This is a genomic window from Halomonas sp. Bachu 37, assembly GCF_039691755.1.
Taxonomy (GTDB): domain Bacteria; phylum Pseudomonadota; class Gammaproteobacteria; order Pseudomonadales; family Halomonadaceae; genus Vreelandella; species Vreelandella kashgarensis.
The window spans coordinates 2,874,184-2,896,312 of the sequence record NZ_CP137552.1 but is presented as its reverse complement, the minus strand read 5'-3'; the positions used below and the strand labels follow the sequence as shown (position 1 = coordinate 2,896,312).

Genomic DNA, 22,129 nt, shown 5'->3' with positions numbered 1-22,129 from the left:
AAAATGAGCAGCAAGAACAAGGTGATCCAGGCGATCGAAGCAGAGCAGATGAGCAAGGAAATTCCGGCCTTCGCTCCGGGCGACACCATCGTCGTTCAGGTCAAGGTAAAGGAAGGCACCCGCGAGCGTCTGCAGGCCTTCGAAGGTGTGGTCATCGGCAAGCGTAACCGCGGCCTCAACTCCGCTTTCACCGTGCGTAAGATTTCCCACGGTGTCGGCGTCGAGCGTACCTTCCAGACCTACAGCCCGCTGGTCGACTCCTTGGAAGTCAAGCGTCGCGGTGACGTGCGTCAAGCCAAGCTGTACTACCTGCGTGAGCGTAGCGGCAAGTCCGCCCGCATCAAGGAAAAGCTGGCGTAAGCCGGTAATTCCACAGGCGTTCAGGCGCCTGGCGCGACAAAGCCCCGTCACCGCTCTGCGGGGCGGGGCTTTGTCGTATATGGCCTGTAGTTCGGAAATGGATCGAGAAGGACGAGCCTGAATGAAAGAGATCGACACCTTTCTCGATTCGCTGTGGCTGGAGCGTGGCGCGAGCGACCACACCCTGTCAGCCTATCGGCGCGACCTGACCGTCTGGGCGGCTCATCTGGAATCCTTGGGGCAAGAGCTGCTGGAGCCGGCTCCCGAAGCTCTGGGCGAGTGGCTTGAGCATCGCCGCGAAGCCGGCTACCAGCTGCGCAGCAATGCCCGCCTGCTGTCCAGTCTGCGTAGCTTCTACCGCTGGGGATTGCTGCAAGGGCTGATTCGCCATGATCCACTGACCGAGGTGCGCCTGCCCCGGGTGCGCCCCGGCCTGCCCAACACTCTGACAGAAGATGAAATCGAGCGGCTATTGGCCGCCCCCGACATTACCCAACCGCTGGGCATGCGCGACCGTGCCATGCTCGAATTGTTGTATGCTTGCGGGTTGCGAGTGTCGGAGCTGGTGGGGCTGAGTACCGATGCACTGAACTTGCGCCAGGGGGTTGTCCGTGTGCGCGGCAAGGGCGACAAGGACAGGCTGGTGCCCCTGGGGGAAGAGGCGGCCTACTGGCTGGGGCGTTATCTCGAGTCGACGCGCGGTGCCCTGATGCGCGATGCTACTCGTCCGGCGTTGTTTCCCGGACGTAACGACCAGGCCATGACGCGCCAGACCTTCTGGCACCGCATCAAGGCGCACGCACGCACTGCAGGTATCGAGCGGCCCTTGTCTCCGCATACCTTGCGCCATGCGTTTGCCACGCACTTGTTGAATCATGGCGCCAATCTGCGTGTCGTACAGTTGCTGCTAGGTCATAGCGACCTGTCCACGACGCAAATTTACACGCATGTCGCCCAGGCCCGCCTGGAAGCGCTGCATGCCGAACACCATCCACGAGGTTGAGCCGATGAGTCGACGCGGTACGTTTCACTTCCTGGCGCTGGCTACCGCCGCCATTTTGCCTTTCGCGGCCAATGCCGATACGGTTGCCGAGCAACTGGCACAGAGTCTGAGCGTGAACGGCCAGGCGATGCCGGTGACCGAAGTCTCCCCCACACCGCTCGCGGATATTTACCAGGTCCACCTGGAAACCGGTGAATCGTTCTACAGCAATGCCGATGGCAGCCACTTCCTGGTCGGTGACCTGTTCGAGAACGGCGAAGACGGGCTGGTCAACCTCACCGAGCAGGCGCGCAACCAGGAGCGTGCCGAGGCGTTGGCCGCCATCGACGAGGATCAGCGGGTGATCTTCCGCGGGGTGCAAGAGCCCAAGGCAACCGTCACGGTATTCACCGATACCAGCTGCCCTTACTGTGTCCAGTTCCACGAACAGGTTCCCGCTCTCAACGAGATGGGGATAGCGGTGCATTACCTGGCATTTCCCCGGAGTGGAATGCAGGGCGAGGTCGCACGGGTGATGCAGCAGGTCTGGTGCGCGGACAATCGCAGCGCTGCGATGACCCAGGCCAAGCAGGGCGAGACGTTGAAGGGGACGTCGGACTGCGACAATCCGGTCGCTTCCCAGTATGATCTGGGCATGGCCGTGGGCGTACAGGGAACGCCCGCCATCGTGCTGCCCGACGGACGCCTGGTGCCCGGTTACGTACCGGCTGAGCGGTTGGCGCGAATGCTGGACATCGAAGGCTAGAACCAAACTTTTACGACCGCCGCTATCGGTCGGTCGCTTCATTCAAGGGGAGTCGTATTGTGGAACCGGTGAGAGTAGGCATCTGTGGTCTGGGCACTGTCGGTGGCGGTACCTTCAACGTATTGACGCGTAATGCGGACGATATTGCCCGACGCGCCGGACGGCCGATCGTGATCGAGCAGGTCGCGCATCGCAGTATCCACCCGGACTGCGACATCACCGGTATCAAGGCCACCACCGATGTGTTCGAAGTGGCCACCAACCCGGATATCGATGTCGTGGTGGAGCTGGTCGGCGGCTACGAGGTCGCCCGTGAACTGGTACTCACCGCCATCGCCCATGGCAAGCACGTGGTCACCGCCAACAAGGCGCTGATCGCCGTGCACGGTAACGAGATCTTCAAGGCGGCTCACGAGAAAGGCGTGATCGTCGCCTTCGAAGCCGCCGTGGCCGGCGGCATCCCGGTGATCAAGTCCCTGCGCGAAGGCCTCGGCGCCAACCGCATCGCATGGGTGGCGGGCATCATCAACGGGACCGGCAACTACATCCTCACGCACATGCGCGATGAAGGCCGTGCCTTCGAGGAGGTGCTCGCCGAAGCGCAAGCGCTGGGCTACGCCGAATCCGACCCCACCTTCGACGTCGAAGGCATCGATGCGGCGCACAAGCTGACCATCCTCGCCTCAATTGCCTACGGCGTGCCGCTGCAGTTCGACAAGGCCTACACCGAGGGTATCTCGCGCATTACCAGCGAAGACATCCAACAGGCCGACAACCTGGGTTACGTCATCAAGCACCTGGGCATTTCCAAGCGTACCGACCAGGGGCTGGAGTTGCGCGTTCACCCGACGCTGATTCCCAAGGAGCGCTTGCTGGCCAACGTCCATGGGGTCAAGAACGCCATCGCCATCATGGGCGACGCCGTGGGACCGACGCTCTACTACGGTGCCGGTGCGGGCGCCGAACCCACCGCCTCGGCGGTCGTGGCCGATTTGCTCGACGTGGCTCGTGATATCACCACCGACCACTATTACCGTGTTCCCTATCTGGCGTTCAGTGGCGTGGGCGAAGACGTATCCAGTCTGCCGATCATGCCCATGGAGGAGATCACCACGGCCTACTACCTGCGCCTGCTGGCGGTCGATCGTCCCGGGGTGCTGGCGCGGGTGGCCACGATCCTTTCCGAGCAGGGCATCTCGATCGAGGCCCTGATCCAGAAAGAAGCCACCGAAGGCGAGCTGGTGCCGATCATCCTGCTGACTCACCGCACCAAGGAGAAGCAGATGAACGAAGTGATTCGCCAGGTCGAGTCAATGGCCGATATCGCCGGGCCGGTCATGCGCATTCGCGTGGAAAGCCTGGACGAGCAGGAGTGAACATGCGCTATATCAGCACGCGCGGGGCTGCACCCGCGCTCTCCTTCGAGGATGTGGTACTCACCGGCATGGCCGCCGACGGCGGCCTGTATGTCCCCGAGACCATCCCGCAGCTGTCGGCGGACGAGCTTGCGGACATGGCCGGCCTGTCGTATGCCGAGATCGCCTTCCGGGTGATGAAACCCTTTGTCGGCGGCGAGATCGAGGACGCCACCTTTCGCGAGATCGTGACGGACGCCTACGCGACCTTCAGCCACGATGCGGTGGTACCCCTCAAGCAGCTGGACGCCAATCATTTCCTTCTCGAGCAGTTCCACGGCCCGACCCTGGCATTCAAGGATGTCGCCCTGCAGCTGCTTGGCCGCTTGCTGGACCATTTTCTCAAGAAGCGCGGCGAGCGTGCGGTCATCATGGGTGCGACCTCCGGCGATACCGGCTCCGCAGCGATCGAAGGCTGCCGCCATTGCGACAACCTGGATATCTTCATCCTGCACCCGCACAAGCGCGTGTCCGAGGTGCAGCGTCGCCAGATGACCTCGGTACTGGCCGATAACGTGTTCAATATCGCCATCGAGGGGAACTTCGACGATGCCCAGGCGATGGTCAAGGCGAGCTTCGCCGACCAGGCCTTCCTCAACGGCACCCGACTGGTGGCGGTGAATTCGATCAACTGGGCGCGCATCATGGCCCAGATCGTCTACTACGTGGCTTCCGCCGTGGCGCTGGGAGCCCCCGGGCGCGAGGTCAGCTTCTGCGTGCCGTCGGCCAACTTCGGCAATGTGTTCGCCGGCTACATGGCGTACCGGATGGGCTTGCCGGTCAAGCAGTTCATCATCGCCACCAATGCCAACGACATCCTGCACCGCACCCTGGCGGCCAACGACTTCTCCAAGCATGAGCTGGCCGCCACGCTGGCGCCCTCCATGGATATCGTGGTGTCGTCGAATTTCGAACGCCTGCTGTTCGATGCCTACGACCGCGACGGCAAGGCGGTGGCGGCGCTGCTCGAGCGTTTCCAGCAGGAGCCCACGGCACTGGCCGAGGCGCCGCTGGCCCGGTTGCGCGAAAAGTTCGCCAGCTACAGCGTGGATGACGACACCATACTGGAAGTCATTCGTGAAGCGCACCACCGTACCGGCGAGATCCTCGACCCGCATACCGCCACTGGTTACCGTGCCGCGCAGCGCGTTCGCAGTGACAGCGCCACGCCGATGATCACCCTGGCCACGGCGCATCCGGCGAAATTCGCCGAGGCGGTGGTCAAGGCGGGCTTCCCGGGCGTGCCGTTGCCGCCGCACATGGACGACCTGCTGGAGCGTGAAGAGCGCTATACCGTGCTGCCCGCCGACCTTGCCGCCGTACAGCGATTCGTGGCGGAACAGCGGCGTTGAAAACAGCTGTGTCAGAGGTCATGGAAACTCAGCCAGCCAGTACCGCGAGTACGTCGCGGCCCCGCCTCGAGCTGCGCCCGCGGGATGAAAGACTCTACCAGCAGGCGCTGTCGGCGGGGCTTTCCGAGCTCCAGGCCCGGGTGCTAGCAGGGCGCTTGAACGGCTTCAGCGGCGACCTGGCGCCGCTGGTGTCACCCAGTCTGCGCTACCTAGTCCACCCGGAGAAACTGGCCGATGGCCGCCGCGCCGCCGAACGTATCGCCCAGGCGGTGGTGGACGGCGAGTCCATCGGCATTCTCACCGACTACGATGTCGACGGCATCACGTCCCACGTGGTGATCCGGCGTACTCTGGTCGAGCTGTTCGGCGTGCCGGAAAGCAGGCTGCACAGCTTGATCGGCCATCGCATCCACGATGGCTACGGCATCAGCCTGCCGCTGGTGGAACGTACGCTGGCGCTTCAGCCCGCTCCGACACTGGTGATCACCGCCGATTGCGGATCGTCCGACGAGCCGCGCATCGCACGGCTCAAGGCGGCGGGGCTCGACGTGGTGGTGAGCGATCATCACGCCTTGCCGGTGGAAGGCCCGCCGCCCTCGGCCTACGCCGTGGTCAACCCCACCCGCGATGATTGCGACTACCCGGATACCACCATCGCCGGATGCATGGTGGCGTGGCTGGTCATGTCGCTGGCGCGCAGCGTGCTGATCGAGTGGGGCGTGCTGGAGGAGGCGACGCCCAAGTTATCACCGTGGCTCTCCTACGTGGCGCTGGGCACGGTAGCGGATTGCGTCTCCCTGGGCGCGAGCCCGGCCAACCGTGCCGTGGTCAATTACGGGCTGCAATTGATCAACCGCATGGACAGCGCCTGCTGGAGAGCCATGGCTGCGCGCCTGGGCCAAGACAGCGTGCCGTTCAATGCCGAGACCCTGGCGTTCCAGATGGGGCCGCGGATCAATGCCCGCTCGCGCCTGGACGACCCCTATGCCGCGCTGCATTTCATGCTGGCGGAAGCCGATGCCGTCGCCCACCGTCAGCTCGACCTGCTCGATCAGGACAACCAGTCGCGCAAGGCCATCGAGGCCGACATGGCGGAAGAGGCGCGAGCGCTTGCCGCTGCGCCCCTGGCTGCCGGTGAACCGGCGGTCGTGGTGTTTCTGGAAGATGGCCACCCAGGGGTGCAGGGTATCGTCGCGTCGCGGCTGGTACAGGCATTCGGCCGCCCGGCACTGGTGCTGACCCCGGCGGCCGCGCCGGGCATGCTGACCGGCTCCGGCCGCTCGGTCGATGAGCTGCACTTGCGCGATGCCTTGCAGCGCACCTTCGAGCTGGCCCCGCAGGCGCTGCCGCGTTTCGGCGGCCACCGCGGCGCCGCGGGAGTCGGCGTGCCCCGTGAGCAGTTAGCGGCGTTTCGTGCCGCCTTTCTGCAAGCGGTGAAGGAGCAGCTCGGCGATACCGAGCTCTATCCCAGGATTCATACCGATGGGCCTCTGACGGCGCAGCAGTTGTCGCTAGCAACCCTGGCGGAGCTCGACGCCCTGGGGCCGTACGGCCGCGAATTCGATTCGCCGCTGTTCGAAGGCGAGTTTCTGGTGGAATCACTCAGGCCGGTGGGAAGTGACGGTACGCACCTGATGCTGGAACTCTCCTGCCAGGCAATCACCTGCAAGGCCATCTGGTTTCGCGCCCTGACCCCTGGCGAACTCCCGGCATTCGGCGTGGGAGATACGCTGACGTGTGCCTACAAGCTCAATCGCAACCGCTGGCGCGGGCGTGAATCGCTGCAGTTGATGATCGAGCACGCCGAGGCGCGTTGAGCGAAAACTAATTGAACGAAAACCGGCATCGGCTTGAAATTTTTCGGTTCTAACTCACAAAAAAGGAACTTCCATGCGTGTGGAGGAGTTACCCAAGGACCCCCATCGGCCCTATGAAGATGTGATGGCGATGCTGCTGGGCACGCTGTTCGTCGGCCTGGGCGTCACGTTCTATACCCATGCCGTGCTCCTGACCGGCAGCACCGCCGGCATGGCGCTGCTGCTGAATTACTTCAGCGAAGCGCAGGGCGCCACCGGGCTGGGGTTCGGTTTCTGGTTCTTCACCATCAACCTGCCGTTCTACTACCTGGCGATCAAGCGCATGGGCTGGAGTTTTACTCTGCGCACCTTTGCCGCCATCGGCCTGGTGTCGCTGTTTGCCGAGCTCACCCAGCGATGGGTGCAGTTCGAGCAGGTGCCGAGCCTCTACGCCGCTTTGATGGGTGGCGCACTGATGGGCATCGGCATGCTGATGCTGTTTCGCCATCGCACCAGCCTGGGCGGCATCAACATCCTCGCGCTTTATCTGCAGGACCGCCACGGTTTGCGTGCCGGTTACGTGCAACTGGGCATCGACGCGGTGATCCTGTTGATAGCCTTCAGCGTGCTGCCGCCGGATCGGGTCGCCTACTCGGTGCTGGGGGCGGTGACCCTCAACCTGATCATCGCCCTGAACCATAAGCCGGGGCGCTACATCGGCGTCAGTTGAGCCAGAACCACCAGACGATGAGGCCGATCAGGCCCAATCCCGCTAGATTGATCAACCAGCTCATGCGGGTACCTCCTGTGTCTCTTGGGTGGAGCGAGCGGGGCGTTTGCTGTGCCACAGCCGCAAGCGATTGGCATTGCTGACCACGGTGACCGACGAGAGCGACATGGCCGCTCCGGCGATCATCGGCGAAAGCAGCATGCCGGTGAAGGGGTACAGCACGCCGGCGGCGAGAGGAATGCACAGCACGTTGTAGCCGAAGGCACCCACCAGGTTCTGCTTGATGTTGGTGAGAGTGGCGCGGCTGATCTCGATGGCGGCGGCAACGCCGTGCAGCGAGCCGCGCATCAGCGTGATGCCCGCGCTTTCGATGGCAACATCCGTGCCCTGGCCGATGGCGAAGCCGACATCGGCCAACGCCAGCGCCGGTGCGTCGTTGATGCCGTCACCCACCATGCCGACCACCTCGCCCGCTTGCTGCAGGCGCTCGATTTCGGCGTGCTTGTCCTCGGGCAACAGCCCCGCCCGGAAATCGTCGATACCCACTTCACCGGCAATCGCTCGGGCGGTATGGACGTTGTCGCCGGTCAGCATGATCACCTTGAGCCCATCGGCCTGGAGGCGCTTGACGGCCTCGATGGTGTCGTGGCGCAAGGGGTCGCTGATGCCGAACACGGCGCTGAGCTTGCCCGCTCGGGCCAGATAGACCACGGTGCGGGCCTTCTGCTCCAACTGTTCCGCGATCGCCCGGCCGGGTTCGAGGTCGATACCGGCGTTTTCCAGCAGCCGGGCGTTGCCCAGCAGCAGGGGCTCGTCCTGCTCTGTGGTGGCGCTTACGCCTCCGCCGGTCACGCTATCGAAATCGCGGATATCGGCGGCTTGCGCTCCCGCTTCCTCGGCGTGCGTCAGCAGCGCCGTGGCCAGGGGGTGTTCCGAGCCGCGCTCCAGGGCGGCGACCAGGTCGAGGATTTCCTGCTTGTCGCCGTCGAGAATCTCGGCGTCGGTGACGCGGGGCTTGCCTTCGGTCAGAGTGCCGGTCTTGTCGACCACCAGTGTGGTGAGCTTGCTTGCGGTCTGCAGGGCATCGCCGTTTCTCACCAGCACACCGTGCTCGGCCGCCTTGCCCACGCCGATCATGGTGGAGATGGGTGTGGCCAGGCCGAGTGCGCAGGGACAGGCGATGATCAATACCGTGGTGGCGGTGACGAGCATGTGCAGAACCCTCGGCTCGGCGCCGAAGTTGTACCAGATCAGGGCCGTCAGCACGGCGATGATCATGACCGAGGGCACGAAAATGCTGGAGACCTTGTCCGCCAGCTGGCCGATGGGCGGGCGCGAGTTCTGGGCGCTGGCGACCTGCTCGGTAATCCGGCCCAGCCGGGTGTCGGCACCCACCTGGGTTACCCGATAGACCATACTTCCTTTGCCGTTGACGGTCCCGGCGCTGACGCTATCGCCCGGATGCTTGGCCACGGGGAGCGGCTCGCCAGTGAGCATCGACTCATCCACATGCGTGGAGCCTTCGACGACTTCACCATCGACCGGCAGCCGCTCGCCCGGGCGCACCCGGACCAGGTCAGCTTGGCGTACGGCATCGATATCGACTTCACGCTCTTCCCCGTCGCGTATCACCCGGGCGGTACGGCTCTGCAGGTCCAGCAGGCGTTTCAGGGCCTCGCTGGTGCGCCCCCTGGCGCGAAGCTCCATGGCATTGCCCAGCAGGATCAGACCGATGACCATAGCCGACGCCTCGAAATAGAGGCCGCGGGCCAGCTCGGGTAGCCAGGGGGCGAAAATCACCACCGCCATGGAATAGAGCCAAGCGGTGCCGGTACCCATGGCGACCAGGGTGTCCATGTTGGCTTGATGCAGACGCAGATTCTTCCAGGCATTGACGAAGAAGTGCCGGCCCGGAAACGCCATGATCGCCAGCGTCAGCAGACCGATCACCAGCCAGAAGAGCCGGCCCCAGCCCATGGGGTGGGGGTGGTAGATGAACATGCTCGCCATCAACGGCAGCGCCAGCGCCAGCGACCAGACACTGCCCCGCAGGCGCTGGCGGTAGGTGGCGGCGTCCTTCTCGGCGCGCCGCGCTTCGGCTTCGCGCATGTCGATGATCGGCTCGGCACTGTAACCGGCGCTGTCCACGGACTGGATGAGCGCGGCGGTATCGGCGGTGCCGCGTACCTGGGCGATATGGGTGCCGAAATTGACGTCCGCCGCTACCACGCCGGGTGTCTTTTCCAGGGCTTTCTGCACGCTCTTGACGCAGCTGGCGCAGGTCATGCCGGAAATGGAGAGGCGTGTCATGCTCCCTTGGGGGATATCCGCCGAGCTTTCAACTGGGATGGGTTCGCTTTCTGCATCCGCTTCGCCATCGTCGCGTACCGGCTCTTCTTTCGTCTCCAGCGGCGGATAACCCGCCTCAGTAAGCGCGTCGTCCAGCGTGGCGGCATCCAGCGAGCCGGTGACTTCCAGGCGTTTCTCTTCCGGCTTGCCGACTACCTCCGCCTCGGGGTCATGAGCGTTGATGGCCTCGCGCATGCGCTTGACGCAACCTTGGCAGTTCATGCCGGGAACGCTGCGAACATGGGTCGGTTCGGAATGGCTCATCGTTTTTCCTCCGGAAAGCTTTCGATCAAGCGGCACAGGCTATGGCCGTCCGGTGTGCCATCCGGCATATTCGCCCAGCTTTCCAGCGCTTGTTCCATGCGCCCGGCGAGAGCTTCAAGTTCACGAATGCGGGCACGTATCTGCGGCAGCCGGTTGGCCAGCAGGTCACGCACCAAGGGGCAGGGTGAGTCGCCATGGTCGGCGTGGGCCAGGATGTCGCTGATTTCCGCCACGCTGAACCCCAGAGTGCGCGCTCGCTGGACGAACTGCAGGCGCTCGAGATCGGCTTCGTCGAATATCTGATAGCCGTTGTGTGGCTCGCGTTTGGGTTGCAGAAGCCCTTCGCGGGTGTAGTGACGTACCGTTTCGGCAGTCACTCCGGCGCGCCGAGCTAGTTGGCTGACTCTCATGGGGCTCCTGGCATCCATGGCTGACGATAGCGATAGTGTAAAACCTTTGTGTCACCCATAGGTCAAGCAGAGTTCTGGCTCTTGTGCATAATAGGTAAGCTATTGATTTTAAAAGATGTTAGACTAATGTCTGAGTAAAAAAAACATTTAAACGACCGTTTGTCCTTGAACCTTTTGCCTGGTTGCGAGAAAACAGTTGGGGTAAAGCAAGCGTGGCAGATAGCTAGTACTGGCAAGAGTCGATTCGGCCTTGAGGTAGATCTGCTGATTCATCGGGAAGAGAGGCCCATTTATGCATAATAAATTCAACAAGCTAACCTTGGCTGCAGCCATCGCTGCCGCCGCCTTTGCCAGTCAGGCGCACGCTGGCGGTTATCAGATCAACGAGCAGAGCGTCAGCGGGCAAGGCTACGGCCACGCCGGGCGCAGCTCCAATGTACACGACGCCTCTATCGTCTACGGTAACCCGGCGGGCATGTCGTTTCTGGATCGCGCTCAGGTGACGGTGGGGGGCACCTACCTGAACGTGAATTCGGAAATTTCCAATGTCCAAGCCTCGCAGAGCAGTCCGGCCTTTCTGCAGGTCACCGGCGGTGCCACTGACACGCTACCGGTAACGGGAAGCAACGACGGTGACATGGTCCCAGGCACATTGATCCCGTTCGCCTTCTACGCACACCCGGTCAACGAGCGTCTGGCGTTCGGTTTTGGTGTCTATGCACCGTTTGGCTCCAACACCGACTATGAAGATGGCTTCCAAGGGCGCAACCAGGGCAACTATACCGAAGTCAAGGTGATGAGCGCGCAGCCTACCGTCTCCTATCGCTTCAATGATCAGTGGGCGGTCGGTGCCGGCGTAACCTACAATCGCGTCGAGGGCGAGCTGCATCGCCAGGTGCCGGTGGCGACTCCTCTGGGGCTATACGAAGCGGATTCACGGGTTGAAGGTGACGACGAGGCCTGGGGCTACAACCTGGGTGTCATGTACCAGCCAGTGCCGGAAACGACACTCGGGCTGACCTATCGCTCCAAGGTCGACTACGAATTGACGGGCGATTTCACGGCAAGCTCACCGGTACTGGACCAGTTGGGTCTTGGTACGGTGACCGACGATGCCTCGCTGGACCTGACCACCCCGGAAACCATCAACTTCTCGTTGACGCAGCAGATGACCGATCGTCTCAAGCTGATGTTTGGTGCCTCCTGGTCTCGCTGGAGCCGCTTCGAGCAGATCCGTGTCGATGGCAGTGAACGGGGTTTGATTACACTGGAAGAGCAGAGTTACTCCAATGCCTGGGCCTTCGCCACCGGGGGCGAATACCAGCTGACGCCGGAGCTCGCCCTGCGGGCAGGTGTCACCCTGGACTTCACTCCGACCCAGGACGAAACGCGCAGTGTGCGGATTCCCTCCGACGACCGGCGTATCTTCTCGCTGGGTGCGGGCTGGTCACCAACGCCCGATCTGACCATCGACGTGGCCTACTCGTACCTGACCGAGCGTAGTACCCACGTGGAACAGTCGAAGACGGATAGCTTTACCGTGGCGGGTCAGAGCACACCGCCGATTACCTCGAACTTCTCCGGCGACTACAAGAACGAAGCCCACGGTTTCGGCGCTCAGGTGACCTATCGCTTCTAGGAAGTCATGACCTGTTTCGATCGTATGCTCGCAGAAACCCGGCTCAGGCCGGGTTTTTTGCACTTTCGCAAGCCTTGGTCAGGGCGTTGGTGGGCTGGCGCGGGTTTTGCCATTTGGCAGGAGGCGGGTCTTGGCTCTACGCTAACGATTTATCCCATGGAACGGAGAAATAGAATATGCCCCTATCACGAGCAGAAATCGCGACCCCTTCCGCCGAGAAGTTAGTCAACCGCCTGTGCAAACACTGGGAACACAAGCTGGAAGTGACGCGTGAAGGACGCGAGGCGCGCATCCAGTTCGAAGAAGGACTCTGCCTGCTGCATGCCGAGCCAGAAACGCTGGTGGTAGCCATCGAAACGCTGGAGGAGGATTCCCTCGATCAGCTTGAAGGCGTGGTTGGGCGGCATCTGGAGCGCATGGCCGGTGACGAGGAGCTGGTCATCGTCTGGGAAAATTGAATCTATCAGACACGAGATCGGTCAGAATCGGAACAGAGGCGCCAGGGCAGGCGGGTCTGGTATGATTGCCGGCTGACCGTAACCGAATTTCAGGAGTCCGCATGTCTATCCCTCGTATCGCGATTGTCGGCGTAGCCGGACGCATGGGCCGAACCCTGGTGAATGCCGTGCAGCAGGATGATGCGGCAGCGCTGGCTGGCGGTATCGTCGAGCCCGGGAGTTCCCTGGCCGGCGCCGACATCGGTGAGTTGGCGGGCTTGGGCAAGCTGGACGTGGCAGCGGTGGACTCGCTGGATGCCATCGTGGATGACTTCGATGTGCTGATCGACTTCACCGCTCCGCAGGTGACGCTTGCCAATTTGGCGTTCTGCGCCGAGCACGGCAAGCGTATCGTGATCGGCACCACGGGCATGAGCGATGAAGAGCTGGCCCAACTGGATAGCTTTCGCGATAAAGTGGCGATGGTGTTTGCGCCCAATATGAGCGTCGGTGTGAACCTGACCTTGAAGTTGCTGGAGACCGCGGCCAAGGCGCTGGGCGATGAGGGCTACGATATCGAGGTAATCGAGTCCCACCACCGCCACAAGGTCGATTCGCCTTCCGGTACGGCGCTCAAGATGGGCGAAGTGGTGGCCGAGAGTCTGGGACGAAACCTCAATGAGCACGGCGTGTTCGAGCGCGTCGGCCAGTGTGGGCCGCGTACCGACAAGGAGATCGGTTTTGCCACCGTGCGTGCAGGCGATATCGTCGGCGAGCATACGGTAATGTTCGCCACCGAAGGCGAGCGCATCGAAATCACCCACAAGGCGTCGAGCCGCATGACCTTTGCCAGGGGAGCGGTGCGCGCGGCTCGCTGGGTAGCTGATCGCGAGCCTGGACGTTACGACATGCATGACGTGTTGGCGCTCAATTGAGCTCAAGCGGGGTAGCCGACGGGCATGAAATCCGGTAATATTCCAAAAATTTGGCCGGGTGGCCGAAGGAAGCGGTTCTAGAGAAACGGTTCTAAAGAAACAAAGGGCGCGCTTGTTGCGTTGGCCAACCCGAGCATCGAACAACAAGCGGGATGAAACCGGTTTTTCCACCGGCTTCGTCCCGCTTTTTTACGACCCGTAATCCGTTGATCTTGAGTGCGAGTCAATCGCCCTCACGGGATCGCTGAGCCTGCGTCACAGGCTCCCACCAGCATGGGAGGATGTTGTCTTGTATAAAACCGCCTTGAACAAACCCGCAATATTAGCTCTGGAAGATGGCAGCGTGTTCCATGGCATCGCCATCGGCGCCGATGGTCAGACCAGCGGTGAGGTGGTGTTCAATACAGCCATGACCGGCTACCAGGAAATCCTCACAGACCCCTCCTATACACGCCAGATCGTCACCCTGACCTATCCGCATATCGGCAATACCGGCGCCAATGCCGAGGATGTCGAGTCCGGCGCCATTGCTGCCGCCGGCCTGGTAATACGCGACCTGCCGCTGCTGGCGAGCAACTTTCGCAGTCAGCAGACGCTGTCGGACTATCTGAAAAGCCAGAACGTACTGGGCATCGCCGATATCGATACGCGTCGCCTGACCCGCATTCTGCGCGACAAGGGCGCCCAGCGAGGAGCCATCCTGGCGGGGCCGGATGCCGAAGGTGAAGACGCTGCCGAGCGCGCGCTGGAAGCCGCCAAGGCATTCCCCGGGCTCAAGGGGATGGACCTGGCCAAGGTCGTCTCCTGCAAGACGGTGTATGAGTGGAACGAAGGTGACTGGACGCTGGGGGCGGGCTACGCCGACAGCCGCCAGAGCGAACGACCGTACCACGTGGTGGCCTACGATTACGGCGTGAAGCACAACATCCTGCGGATTCTCGCCGGCCTCGGTTGCCGCCTGACCGTGGTGCCGGCCCAGACCCCGGCCGCCGAAGTGCTGGCAATGGAGCCCGATGGTGTCTTCCTGGCCAGTGGCCCGGGTGACCCCGAGCCCTGCGACTACGCCATCAAGGCGATCCAGGAAGTTCTGGAAACCGATATCCCGGTCTTCGGCATCTGCCTGGGGCATCAGTTGCTGGCCCTGGCCAGCGGTGCCAAGACGGTGAAGATGGACCTTGGTCATCACGGTGCCAACCACCCGGTGCAGGACCTGGATACCGGTACGGTAATGATCACCAGCCAGAACCACGGCTTTGCCGCCGACGAGGCGACTCTGCCGGCCAACCTGCGCGCCACGCACCGCTCGCTGTTCGACGGCACCCTGCAAGGGATCGAGCGCACCGATCGGCCGGCATTCGGTTTCCAGGGGCACCCGGAAGCCAGTCCTGGCCCGCGTGACATGGCGCCGCTGTTCAACCGCTTCATCGAGATGATGAAGGCGCGTCGCTAGGCCCGCCCATAACCAACGTCGCTGTCACTGCCATTCATTTCTGCGGGAATCGTCATGCCTAAACGTACCGACATCCAAAGTATCCTGATTATCGGCGCTGGTCCCATCGTCATCGGCCAGGCCTGCGAATTCGATTACTCCGGCGCCCAGGCGTGCAAGGCGCTGCGCGAGGAGGGCTACCGGGTCATCCTGGTCAACTCCAACCCGGCCACCATCATGACCGACCCGGCCATGGCCGATGCCACCTATATCGAGCCGATCACCTGGCAGGCGGTGGAGAAAATCATCGAGGTCGAGCGCCCGGACGCCATCCTGCCCACCATGGGCGGCCAGACAGCGCTCAATTGCGCGCTCGATCTGGACAAGCACGGGGTGCTTGAGAAGTACGGCGTGGAGATGATCGGTGCCAACGCCGACGCCATCAACAAGGCCGAGGACCGCGACCTGTTCGACAAGGCGATGAAGAACATCGGCCTGGCGTGCCCCAAGGCCAAGGTGGCGCATACCATGGAGGAGGCATGGGAAATCCAGGCCGAACTGGGCTTTCCTACCATTATCCGTCCCTCCTATACCATGGGCGGCTCCGGTGGCGGGGTGGCGTACAACAAGGAAGAGTTCGACGAGATCTGTGGGCGCGGCTTCGAGCTTTCCAACAACCATGAGCTGCTGATCGACGAGTCGCTGCTGGGTTGGAAAGAGTATGAGATGGAGGTCGTTCGCGACCGCAACGACAACTGCATCATCGTCTGCACCATCGAGAATTTCGATCCCATGGGAGTGCATACTGGTGATTCGATTACCGTGGCGCCGGCCCAGACGCTGACCGACAAGGAATACCAGATCATGCGCGACGCCTCCTTGGCGGTGCTGCGCGAGATCGGTGTCGAGACCGGCGGCTCCAACGTCCAGTTCGGCGTGGACCCCAAGACCGGGCGCATGGTGGTGATCGAGATGAACCCGCGAGTCAGTCGCTCATCGGCGCTGGCGTCCAAGGCGACCGGCTTCCCCATCGCCAAGATCGCCGCCAAGCTGGCTGTCGGCTATACCCTCGACGAGTTGACCAACGACATTACTGGCGGTCGTACTCCGGCGTCGTTCGAGCCGTCGATCGATTACGTCGTCACCAAGATTCCGCGCTTCACCTTCGAGAAGTTCCCACAGGCCAACGACCGCCTGACCACGCAGATGAAATCCGTGGGCGAGGTGATGGCGATCGGGCGCACCTTCCAGGAGTCGTTGCACAAGGCGCTGCGCGGCCTGGAAACCGGCATCGACGGACTCGATTCCAAGTTTCCCGAGGTCAGGGGCTCCGAGTTCACCGCGGAAGCCATGGCACAGATCAAGGGCGAGCTGCAGGCCGCCGGTGCCGAGCGTATCTTGTATATCGCCGACGCCATGCGCGCCGGCATGAATGTCGATGAAATCTTTGACCTGACCAATATCGATCGCTGGTATCTGGTGCAGATCGAGGAGCTGGTGCGCATCGAACAGGCCGTGGCCAAGGGCTCCCTGTCCGAGCTCGAACCGCGCGATCTGTTCAGTTTGAAGCGCAAGGGCTTCAGCGACGCTCGCCTGGCCAAGCTGCTGGGCGTCTCCGAAAAGGAGTTCCGTCGCACGCGCCAAAACGCCGGTATTCGCCCGGTCTACAAGCGGGTCGATACCTGCGCGGCCGAATTCGCCTCCGACACTGCCTACATGTACTCCACCTACGAGGAGGAGTGCGAGGCCGACCCCAGCGATCGCCGCAAGATCATGGTGCTCGGTGGCGGCCCCAACCGTATCGGTCAGGGCATCGAGTTCGATTACTGTTGCGTGCATGCAGCGCTCGCCATGCGCGATGACGGCTATGAAACCATCATGGTCAACTGCAACCCGGAAACCGTCTCCACCGACTACGATACTTCCGACCGTCTCTACTTCGAGCCGGTGACCCTGGAAGACGTGCTCGAAATTGCCGACAAGGAGAAGCCGGTCGGCGTTATCGTGCAGTTCGGCGGGCAGACGCCGCTCAAGCTGGCCCGAGAGCTGGAGGCCGCCGGCGTGCCGATCATCGGCACCACCCCGGACGCCATCGACCGCGCCGAGGACCGCGAGCGCTTCCAGGTGATGATCGACAAGCTGGGCCTGAAACAGCCGCCCAACGCCACCGCGCGCAGTTTCGAGGAGGCCTTCGCCAAGGCCGAGGCGATTGGCTACCCATTGGTGGTGCGTCCCTCCTACGTGCTGGGCGGCCGGGCCATGGAGATCGTTTACGACGCCTCCGAGCTCGAGAACTACATGATCCATGCGGTCAAGGTTTCCAACGACTCGCCGGTGCTGCTGGATCACTTCCTCAATGCGGCCATCGAGATCGATATCGACGCGGTATCCGACGGTAAGCAGGTGGTGATCGGCGGCATCATGCAGCACATCGAGCAGGCCGGCGTGCATTCCGGTGACTCGGCCTGTTCGCTGCCGCCGTACTCGTTACCGGCGAACGTGCAGGACGAAATGCGCGATCAGGTCAAGAAGATGGCCGTCGAGCTGGGCGTGAAAGGGCTGATGAACGTGCAGCTGGCGTGGCAGGATGGCGAGATCTACGTCATCGAGGTCAATCCGCGCGCCTCGCGTACCGTGCCTTTCGTTTCCAAGTGCATCGGCATATCGCTTGCCCAGGTCGCCGCGCGTTGCATGGCCGGAACTACCCTGGCCGAGCAGGGCTTCGAGCGCGAGATCGTGCCGCCTTTCTATAGCGTCAAGGAAGCCGTCTTCCCGTTCAACAAGTTCCCCGGTGTCGACCCGATCCTGTCGCCCGAAATGAAGTCCACGGGTGAAGTGATGGGCTCGGGGGACACCTTCGCCGAGGCTTTCTTCAAGGCCCAACTGGGTGCGGGAGAGGCGATTCCGGCCCTGACCGGCGAGCGCAAGGCGTTCCTGTCCGTGCGCGAACCGGACAAGGTGGGGATTATCGAAATCGGCCGTTCTCTGTTAGCATTGGGCTTCACGTTGTGCGCGACTCGCGGCACCGCGGCTGCTCTTGAGGCGGCGGGGCTCGAAGTAGAGCACGTCAACAAGGTTTATGAAGGCCGTCCCCATATCGTCGATCTGCTCAAGAACGACGAAATCGCCTATATCGTCAATACTACCGAGGGTCGCCAGGCGATCAATGACTCCTCGGTGATCCGCCGTACCGCTCTCGCGCGCAAGGTGCCCTATGCGACCACCTTGGCGGGAGCTAATGCCGTTTGCATGGCGTTGGAGTATGGCAGTGAGATTACGGTGCGGCGGCTACAGGAATTGCATGCAGGAGCAAGCAAATGAACAAGGTTCCGATGACCGTCGTGGGCGAGCAGCGTCTGCGCAAAGAACTCGATCATCTGAAGAGTGAGGCACGCCCCAAGGTAATCGCCGCCATTGCCGAGGCTCGCGAGCACGGCGACCTCAAGGAAAATGCCGAGTATCACGCTGCCCGCGAGCAGCAGGGCTTCATCGAAGGGCGTATTCAGGAGATCGAAAGCAAGCTCTCTAGCGCCCAGGTGATCGACGTGACGAAGCTGCCCAAGACCGGCAAGGTGATCTTCGGGGTGACGGTCGAGTTGGTCAACCTGGATACCGATGAAGAGGTCACCTACCGCATCGTCGGTGAGGATGAGGCGAACATCAAGGAGGGGCGAATCTCGGTCACGTCTCCTATCGCCCGGGCTCTCATCGGCAAGGAAGAAGGCGATGTGGTGGTGGTCAAGACGCCAGGCGGCGACGTCGAGTATGAAATAGGCGGCGTCGAGCACCTCTAGCAGGCGCTGGCATCGGCCATGAAAAAGCCCACGATTCGATCGTGGGCTTTTGCGTACTTGCTGGCGAACCGTCGGATGGACCTATGACTGGTTCGCGGCTTGCTCAATGCCGACCGTGGTGGTTCTCGAAGCGGGCAATGTTGGAAAGCTTGGGGTTGGCCTGGGGATTCTTGCGGTAGAGCAGGGCCATCTTGCCGATCTTCTGGATCAGTTCGGCGCGACTGTCCGCCAGCAGCTCATCGAGCATCGCGGCGCGGTCGTCGCGTTCGGGCAGGGCCAGCTTGACCTTGATCAGCTCGTGGTCGTTCAATGCTCGGTTGAGTTCCGCCAGCAGATTTTCCGACACTCCGTTCTCGGAAACAATGACCACCGGATTCAGGTGATGACCGATGCTGCGGTATGCTTTCTTTTGTGCCTGTGACAAGCTCATGGTATCTTGCGGTATCCCGGTTAGCGCTTAACGCTCCATCTTACGGTGAAAAGCCGTAGGGTGAAAGCGCCCTTATCTCCACGACGTGTCAGAAGCCTCCATGCAACAAAAGCCTCCAGGCCGAAAACGCCCCGGCAGCACCAGAAATGGTACTGATAGCAGTACTAAAGCCGGTGCCAAGAATAGCAGTAAAACCAGCGCCGGCTGGATGAAAGAGCACTTTGACGATGCCTATGTACAGCGCAGTTGGGAAGACGGTTATCGTAGTCGCGCCAGTTACAAGCTGCTGGAGCTGGATTCCAAGGACAAGCTGTTCGCTCCCGGCATGACGGTAATCGACCTGGGTGCAGCGCCAGGCGGCTGGAGCCAGGTCGCCGCTGACAAGGTAGGAAGCGAAGGCATCGTGATCGCGTCGGACATACTCGAGATGGACGCTCTGGCCGGAGTCGATTTCATCCAGGGCGACTTTACCGAGCAGGCGGTGCTGGATAGCATCCTTGAGCGGCTGGATAATCGTCGCGTCGACCTTGTGATGTCCGACATGGCCCCCAATATGAGTGGTATGGCAGCGATCGATCAGCCCCAGGCCATGTATCTGGTGGAGTTGGCACTGGAACTCGCCCGCGAGACCCTCTCGCCGGGAGGGCGCTTTCTGGCCAAGGTATTCCAGGGCGAAGGGTTCGAGGCGTATCTGAAGGAGCTGCGTGGTGATTTCAAGCGGGTGGTGACGCGCAAGCCTGACGCCTCTCGCGCGCGTTCCCGTGAAGTCTACTTGTTGGCCGAAAACTTTCACGGTTAGACGCGGGGGAACAGACATTCGGCATTGCGGCACAGGCGCTGCGATAGCCAGGTTATATTGACGCGATTGCCGGACAGGCAGGCGCAGATGTGTCACATTACGCCCATGGCAGGTGACACAGATGGCCCGGAGCCGCTCAGGTTTCGGCAATGGTTGAACGCTTGAGGCTGGTATAAGGTCAAACCAGTAACGTTTAGCTGACAGATTCTTGCAATGAGGGTAGTCCCTTGAATGATATGGCGAAGAACCTGATTCTGTGGTTGGTCATCGCGGCCGTTCTGCTGACAGTGTTCAATAATTTCAGTACGGAAAGTGCCCCGCAGACGATGAACTACTCCCAGTTCGTCCAGCAGGTGCAGAATCAACAGGTACGTAGCGTCACGATTGATGGTTATACCATCAGTGGTGAGCGTTCGGATGGTTCGCAGTTCCAGACCATTCGCCCGGCAGCGGAAGACCCCAAGCTGATGGATGATCTGCTGGCCAACGACGTGACAGTGGTGGGCAAGGAGCCTGAACAGCAGAGTATCTGGACGCGGCTATTGATCGCCAGCTTCCCGATCCTGTTGATTCTGGCGATTTTCATGTTCTTCATGCGTCAGATGCAGGGTGGGGCCGGCGGCGGCAAGGGCGGCCCGATGAGCTTCGGCAAGTCCAAGGCCAAGCTGCTGTCTCAGGACCAGATCAAGACGACCTTCGCCGATGTCGCCGGGTGCGACGAAGCCAAGGAGGAGGTCGAGGAGCTGGTAGACTTCTTGCGCGACCCGACCAAGTTTCAGCGCCTGGGTGGCACGATTCCTCGTGGCGTGTTGATGGTGGGCCCGCCGGGTACCGGCAAGACGCTTCTGGCAAAATCCATCGCCGGTGAAGCCAAGGTGCCGTTTTTCTCGATTTCCGGTTCCGACTTCGTCGAGATGTTCGTCGGTGTCGGTGCGTCGCGTGTGCGCGACATGTTCGAGCAGGCCAAGAAGCAGTCGCCTTGCATCATCTTTATCGACGAGATCGATGCCGTGGGCCGCTCGCGCGGCGCAGGCATGGGCGGTGGCAACGACGAGCGCGAACAGACCCTCAACCAGCTGCTGGTGGAGATGGACGGTTTCGAGGCCAATGAAGGCGTCATCGTCATCGCCGCCACCAACCGCCCGGACGTGCTCGATCCGGCACTGCTGCGTCCCGGTCGTTTCGACCGGCAGGTCACCGTCGGCCTGCCCGATATCCGTGGGCGTGAACATATTCTCGGCGTGCACTTGCGCAAGGTTCCGTTGGGCGAAGACGTCAAGCCGGCGCTGATCGCTCGCGGTACACCGGGCTTCTCCGGGGCGGATCTGGCCAACCTGGTCAATGAGGCTGCCTTGTTTGCCGCCCGGCGCAACAAGCGCCTGGTGGGCATGGAGGAGCTGGAGCTGGCCAAGGACAAGATCATGATGGGCGCCGAGCGCAAGTCCATGGTGATGACCGACAAGGAGAAGCTCAACACGGCCTACCATGAGTCCGGTCATGCGATCATCGGTCTGGTAATGCCCGAGCATGATCCTGTCTACAAGGTCACCATCATCCCGCGCGGGCGAGCCTTGGGGGTGACCATGTTCCTGCCCGAGCAGGATCGCTACAGCCTCTCGCGCCAGCAGATCATCAGCCAGATATGCTCCTTGTTCGGTGGCCGTATCGCCGAGGAGATGACGTTGGGGCCGAACGGTGTCACCACCGGGGCTTCCAACGATATCAAGCGCGCGACGGAGCTGGCCCACAATATGGTCGCCAAGTGGGGCCTGTCCGATGAAATGGGGCCGCTGCTCTATGATGAGGACGAATCCCACCAGTTTCTCGGCGGTCCGGGGCAGGGTGGCAGCAAGCTGAAATCCGGCGATACCACCACGCGCCTGGACAAGGAAATCCGCAAGATCATCGATGGCTGCTACGCTCAGGCCAAGCAGATCCTCGAGGACAATCGCGACAAGCTGGATGCCATGGCGGAAGCGTTGATGAAGTATGAAACCATCGACTCCACTCAGCTCAAGGACATCATGGAAGGACGCGACCCACGGCCCCCGGAAGGTTGGGAAGATCCCAGCGGTGGCGCACCTTCAGCGGGTGGTCCCGGCAATGCCGCCGAGCCGGAAGCTCCACGCGCCAGCGATGATGGCCAGAGCGATAGCGGTGATCACGGCGATGACGAGGAGGATGAGCCGAAGCGGCGCCCCTCCGACCCGCTGGGCGGACCCGCTGGATACTAGAATTGCCG

The 22,129-nt window shown here is 62.0% G+C and carries 18 protein-coding genes; 15 read left to right on the top strand and 3 right to left on the bottom strand.

Annotated features, from left to right (window positions below; translation table 11 throughout):
• Window positions 1-3: 3 nt before the first annotated feature.
• The 7 genes from rplS to R5M92_RS13230 all read left to right on the top strand — a co-directional run bounded on the left by rplS (window position 4) and on the right by R5M92_RS13230 (window position 7,401).
• Entirely contained in the window at window positions 4-360 is a 357-nt protein-coding gene (rplS, locus tag R5M92_RS13260) for a 50S ribosomal protein L19 (RefSeq protein ID WP_346796437.1), read from the top strand.
• A 121-nt stretch (window positions 361-481) separates the two neighbouring features.
• The gene (gene xerD / locus R5M92_RS13255; protein WP_346796436.1) at window positions 482-1,363 is read left to right on the top strand and encodes a site-specific tyrosine recombinase XerD; all 882 of its coding nucleotides are present in this window, start codon (window positions 482-484) and stop codon (window positions 1,361-1,363) included.
• A complete protein-coding gene (locus R5M92_RS13250) occupies window positions 1,338-2,108 on the top strand; it encodes a thioredoxin fold domain-containing protein (protein ID WP_346796435.1) in 771 nt (256 codons plus the stop codon). Before xerD ends, R5M92_RS13250 begins: the two co-directional genes overlap by 26 nt.
• 59 nt (window positions 2,109-2,167) lie before the next feature.
• Window positions 2,168-3,484, top strand: a complete 1,317-nt coding sequence (locus tag R5M92_RS13245; protein WP_346796434.1) for a homoserine dehydrogenase — start codon at window positions 2,168-2,170, stop codon at window positions 3,482-3,484.
• A 2-nt stretch (window positions 3,485-3,486) separates the two neighbouring features.
• Window positions 3,487-4,875, top strand: a complete 1,389-nt coding sequence (gene thrC / locus R5M92_RS13240; RefSeq protein ID WP_346796433.1) for a threonine synthase — start codon at window positions 3,487-3,489, stop codon at window positions 4,873-4,875.
• Window positions 4,876-4,895: 20 nt separating this feature from the next.
• Window positions 4,896-6,692, top strand: coding sequence for a single-stranded-DNA-specific exonuclease RecJ (locus R5M92_RS13235; protein ID WP_346796432.1), 1,797 nt, complete (start codon window positions 4,896-4,898; stop codon window positions 6,690-6,692).
• Between the two features lie 73 nt (window positions 6,693-6,765).
• On the top strand, window positions 6,766-7,401 hold the full coding sequence (locus R5M92_RS13230; protein ID WP_346796431.1) for a YitT family protein: 636 nt from the start codon (window positions 6,766-6,768) through the stop codon (window positions 7,399-7,401).
• 60 nt (window positions 7,402-7,461) lie between these two features.
• Here the strand turns inward: R5M92_RS13230 and R5M92_RS13225 are convergent, their stop codons facing one another.
• Together R5M92_RS13225 and R5M92_RS13220 are read right to left on the bottom strand one after the other, a co-directional pair.
• Window positions 7,462-10,014 (bottom strand): heavy metal translocating P-type ATPase, encoded by a 2,553-nt coding sequence (locus tag R5M92_RS13225; RefSeq protein ID WP_346796430.1) that lies wholly within the window; start codon window positions 10,012-10,014, stop codon window positions 7,462-7,464.
• Window positions 10,011-10,424 (bottom strand): MerR family transcriptional regulator, encoded by a 414-nt coding sequence (locus R5M92_RS13220; RefSeq protein ID WP_346796429.1) that lies wholly within the window; start codon window positions 10,422-10,424, stop codon window positions 10,011-10,013. Before R5M92_RS13220 ends, R5M92_RS13225 begins: the two co-directional genes overlap by 4 nt.
• Window positions 10,425-10,716: 292 nt before the next feature.
• On the opposite strand from R5M92_RS13220, the gene R5M92_RS13215 reads away from it, so the two are divergent.
• From R5M92_RS13215 to greA, 6 genes are all read left to right on the top strand, one after another.
• The gene (locus tag R5M92_RS13215; protein ID WP_346796427.1) at window positions 10,717-12,063 is read left to right on the top strand and encodes an OmpP1/FadL family transporter; all 1,347 of its coding nucleotides are present in this window, start codon (window positions 10,717-10,719) and stop codon (window positions 12,061-12,063) included.
• Between the two features lie 176 nt (window positions 12,064-12,239).
• The gene (locus R5M92_RS13210) at window positions 12,240-12,521 is read left to right on the top strand and encodes a DUF2218 domain-containing protein (protein WP_346796426.1); all 282 of its coding nucleotides are present in this window, start codon (window positions 12,240-12,242) and stop codon (window positions 12,519-12,521) included.
• 107 nt (window positions 12,522-12,628) lie between these two features.
• Complete coding sequence (gene dapB, locus R5M92_RS13205) at window positions 12,629-13,435, top strand: 4-hydroxy-tetrahydrodipicolinate reductase (RefSeq protein ID WP_346799371.1); 807 nt, start codon at window positions 12,629-12,631, stop codon at window positions 13,433-13,435.
• A 304-nt stretch (window positions 13,436-13,739) separates the two neighbouring features.
• The gene (gene carA, locus R5M92_RS13200; RefSeq protein WP_346799369.1) at window positions 13,740-14,885 is read left to right on the top strand and encodes a glutamine-hydrolyzing carbamoyl-phosphate synthase small subunit; all 1,146 of its coding nucleotides are present in this window, start codon (window positions 13,740-13,742) and stop codon (window positions 14,883-14,885) included.
• Between the two features lie 54 nt (window positions 14,886-14,939).
• Window positions 14,940-18,185 (top strand): carbamoyl-phosphate synthase large subunit, encoded by a 3,246-nt coding sequence (gene carB / locus R5M92_RS13195; protein ID WP_346796425.1) that lies wholly within the window; start codon window positions 14,940-14,942, stop codon window positions 18,183-18,185.
• Complete coding sequence (gene greA / locus R5M92_RS13190) at window positions 18,182-18,658, top strand: transcription elongation factor GreA (RefSeq protein ID WP_346796423.1); 477 nt, start codon at window positions 18,182-18,184, stop codon at window positions 18,656-18,658. The genes carB and greA overlap by 4 nt, the downstream gene beginning before the upstream one ends.
• Before the next feature lie 103 nt (window positions 18,659-18,761).
• Here the strand turns inward: greA and R5M92_RS13185 are convergent, their stop codons facing one another.
• The gene (locus R5M92_RS13185) at window positions 18,762-19,088 is read right to left on the bottom strand and encodes a YhbY family RNA-binding protein (RefSeq protein ID WP_346796422.1); all 327 of its coding nucleotides are present in this window, start codon (window positions 19,086-19,088) and stop codon (window positions 18,762-18,764) included.
• Window positions 19,089-19,188: 100 nt separating this feature from the next.
• Here R5M92_RS13185 and rlmE point away from each other — a divergent pair, with 100 nt between their 5' ends.
• Both rlmE and ftsH read left to right on the top strand, forming a co-directional pair.
• Entirely contained in the window at window positions 19,189-19,887 is a 699-nt protein-coding gene (gene rlmE, locus R5M92_RS13180; protein ID WP_346796421.1) for a 23S rRNA (uridine(2552)-2'-O)-methyltransferase RlmE, read from the top strand.
• Window positions 19,888-20,114: 227 nt separating this feature from the next.
• Entirely contained in the window at window positions 20,115-22,121 is a 2,007-nt protein-coding gene (gene ftsH / locus R5M92_RS13175; RefSeq protein ID WP_346796420.1) for an ATP-dependent zinc metalloprotease FtsH, read from the top strand.
• The last annotated feature ends 8 nt before the right edge of the window (window positions 22,122-22,129 follow it).

What these genes read in the sequence shown, in the direction of transcription:
- greA (WP_346796423.1), top strand. Translation starts at nt 18,182, where the DNA reads ATGAACAAGGTTCCGATGACCGTCGTGGGCGAGCAGCGTCTGCGCAAA.
- R5M92_RS13220 (WP_346796429.1), bottom strand. Translation starts at nt 10,424, where the DNA reads ATGAGAGTCAGCCAACTAGCTCGGCGCGCCGGAGTGACTGCCGAAACG.
- R5M92_RS13185 (WP_346796422.1), bottom strand. Translation starts at nt 19,088, where the DNA reads ATGAGCTTGTCACAGGCACAAAAGAAAGCATACCGCAGCATCGGTCAT.
- R5M92_RS13250 (WP_346796435.1), top strand. Translation starts at nt 1,338, where the DNA reads ATGCCGAACACCATCCACGAGGTTGAGCCGATGAGTCGACGCGGTACG.
- thrC (WP_346796433.1), top strand. Translation starts at nt 3,487, where the DNA reads ATGCGCTATATCAGCACGCGCGGGGCTGCACCCGCGCTCTCCTTCGAG.
- rplS (WP_346796437.1), top strand. Translation starts at nt 4, where the DNA reads ATGAGCAGCAAGAACAAGGTGATCCAGGCGATCGAAGCAGAGCAGATG.
- R5M92_RS13215 (WP_346796427.1), top strand. Translation starts at nt 10,717, where the DNA reads ATGCATAATAAATTCAACAAGCTAACCTTGGCTGCAGCCATCGCTGCC.
- R5M92_RS13210 (WP_346796426.1), top strand. Translation starts at nt 12,240, where the DNA reads ATGCCCCTATCACGAGCAGAAATCGCGACCCCTTCCGCCGAGAAGTTA.
- rlmE (WP_346796421.1), top strand. Translation starts at nt 19,189, where the DNA reads ATGCAACAAAAGCCTCCAGGCCGAAAACGCCCCGGCAGCACCAGAAAT.
- carB (WP_346796425.1), top strand. Translation starts at nt 14,940, where the DNA reads ATGCCTAAACGTACCGACATCCAAAGTATCCTGATTATCGGCGCTGGT.
- R5M92_RS13225 (WP_346796430.1), bottom strand. Translation starts at nt 10,014, where the DNA reads ATGAGCCATTCCGAACCGACCCATGTTCGCAGCGTTCCCGGCATGAAC.
- xerD (WP_346796436.1), top strand. Translation starts at nt 482, where the DNA reads ATGAAAGAGATCGACACCTTTCTCGATTCGCTGTGGCTGGAGCGTGGC.
- R5M92_RS13230 (WP_346796431.1), top strand. Translation starts at nt 6,766, where the DNA reads ATGCGTGTGGAGGAGTTACCCAAGGACCCCCATCGGCCCTATGAAGAT.
- R5M92_RS13235 (WP_346796432.1), top strand. Translation starts at nt 4,896, where the DNA reads ATGGAAACTCAGCCAGCCAGTACCGCGAGTACGTCGCGGCCCCGCCTC.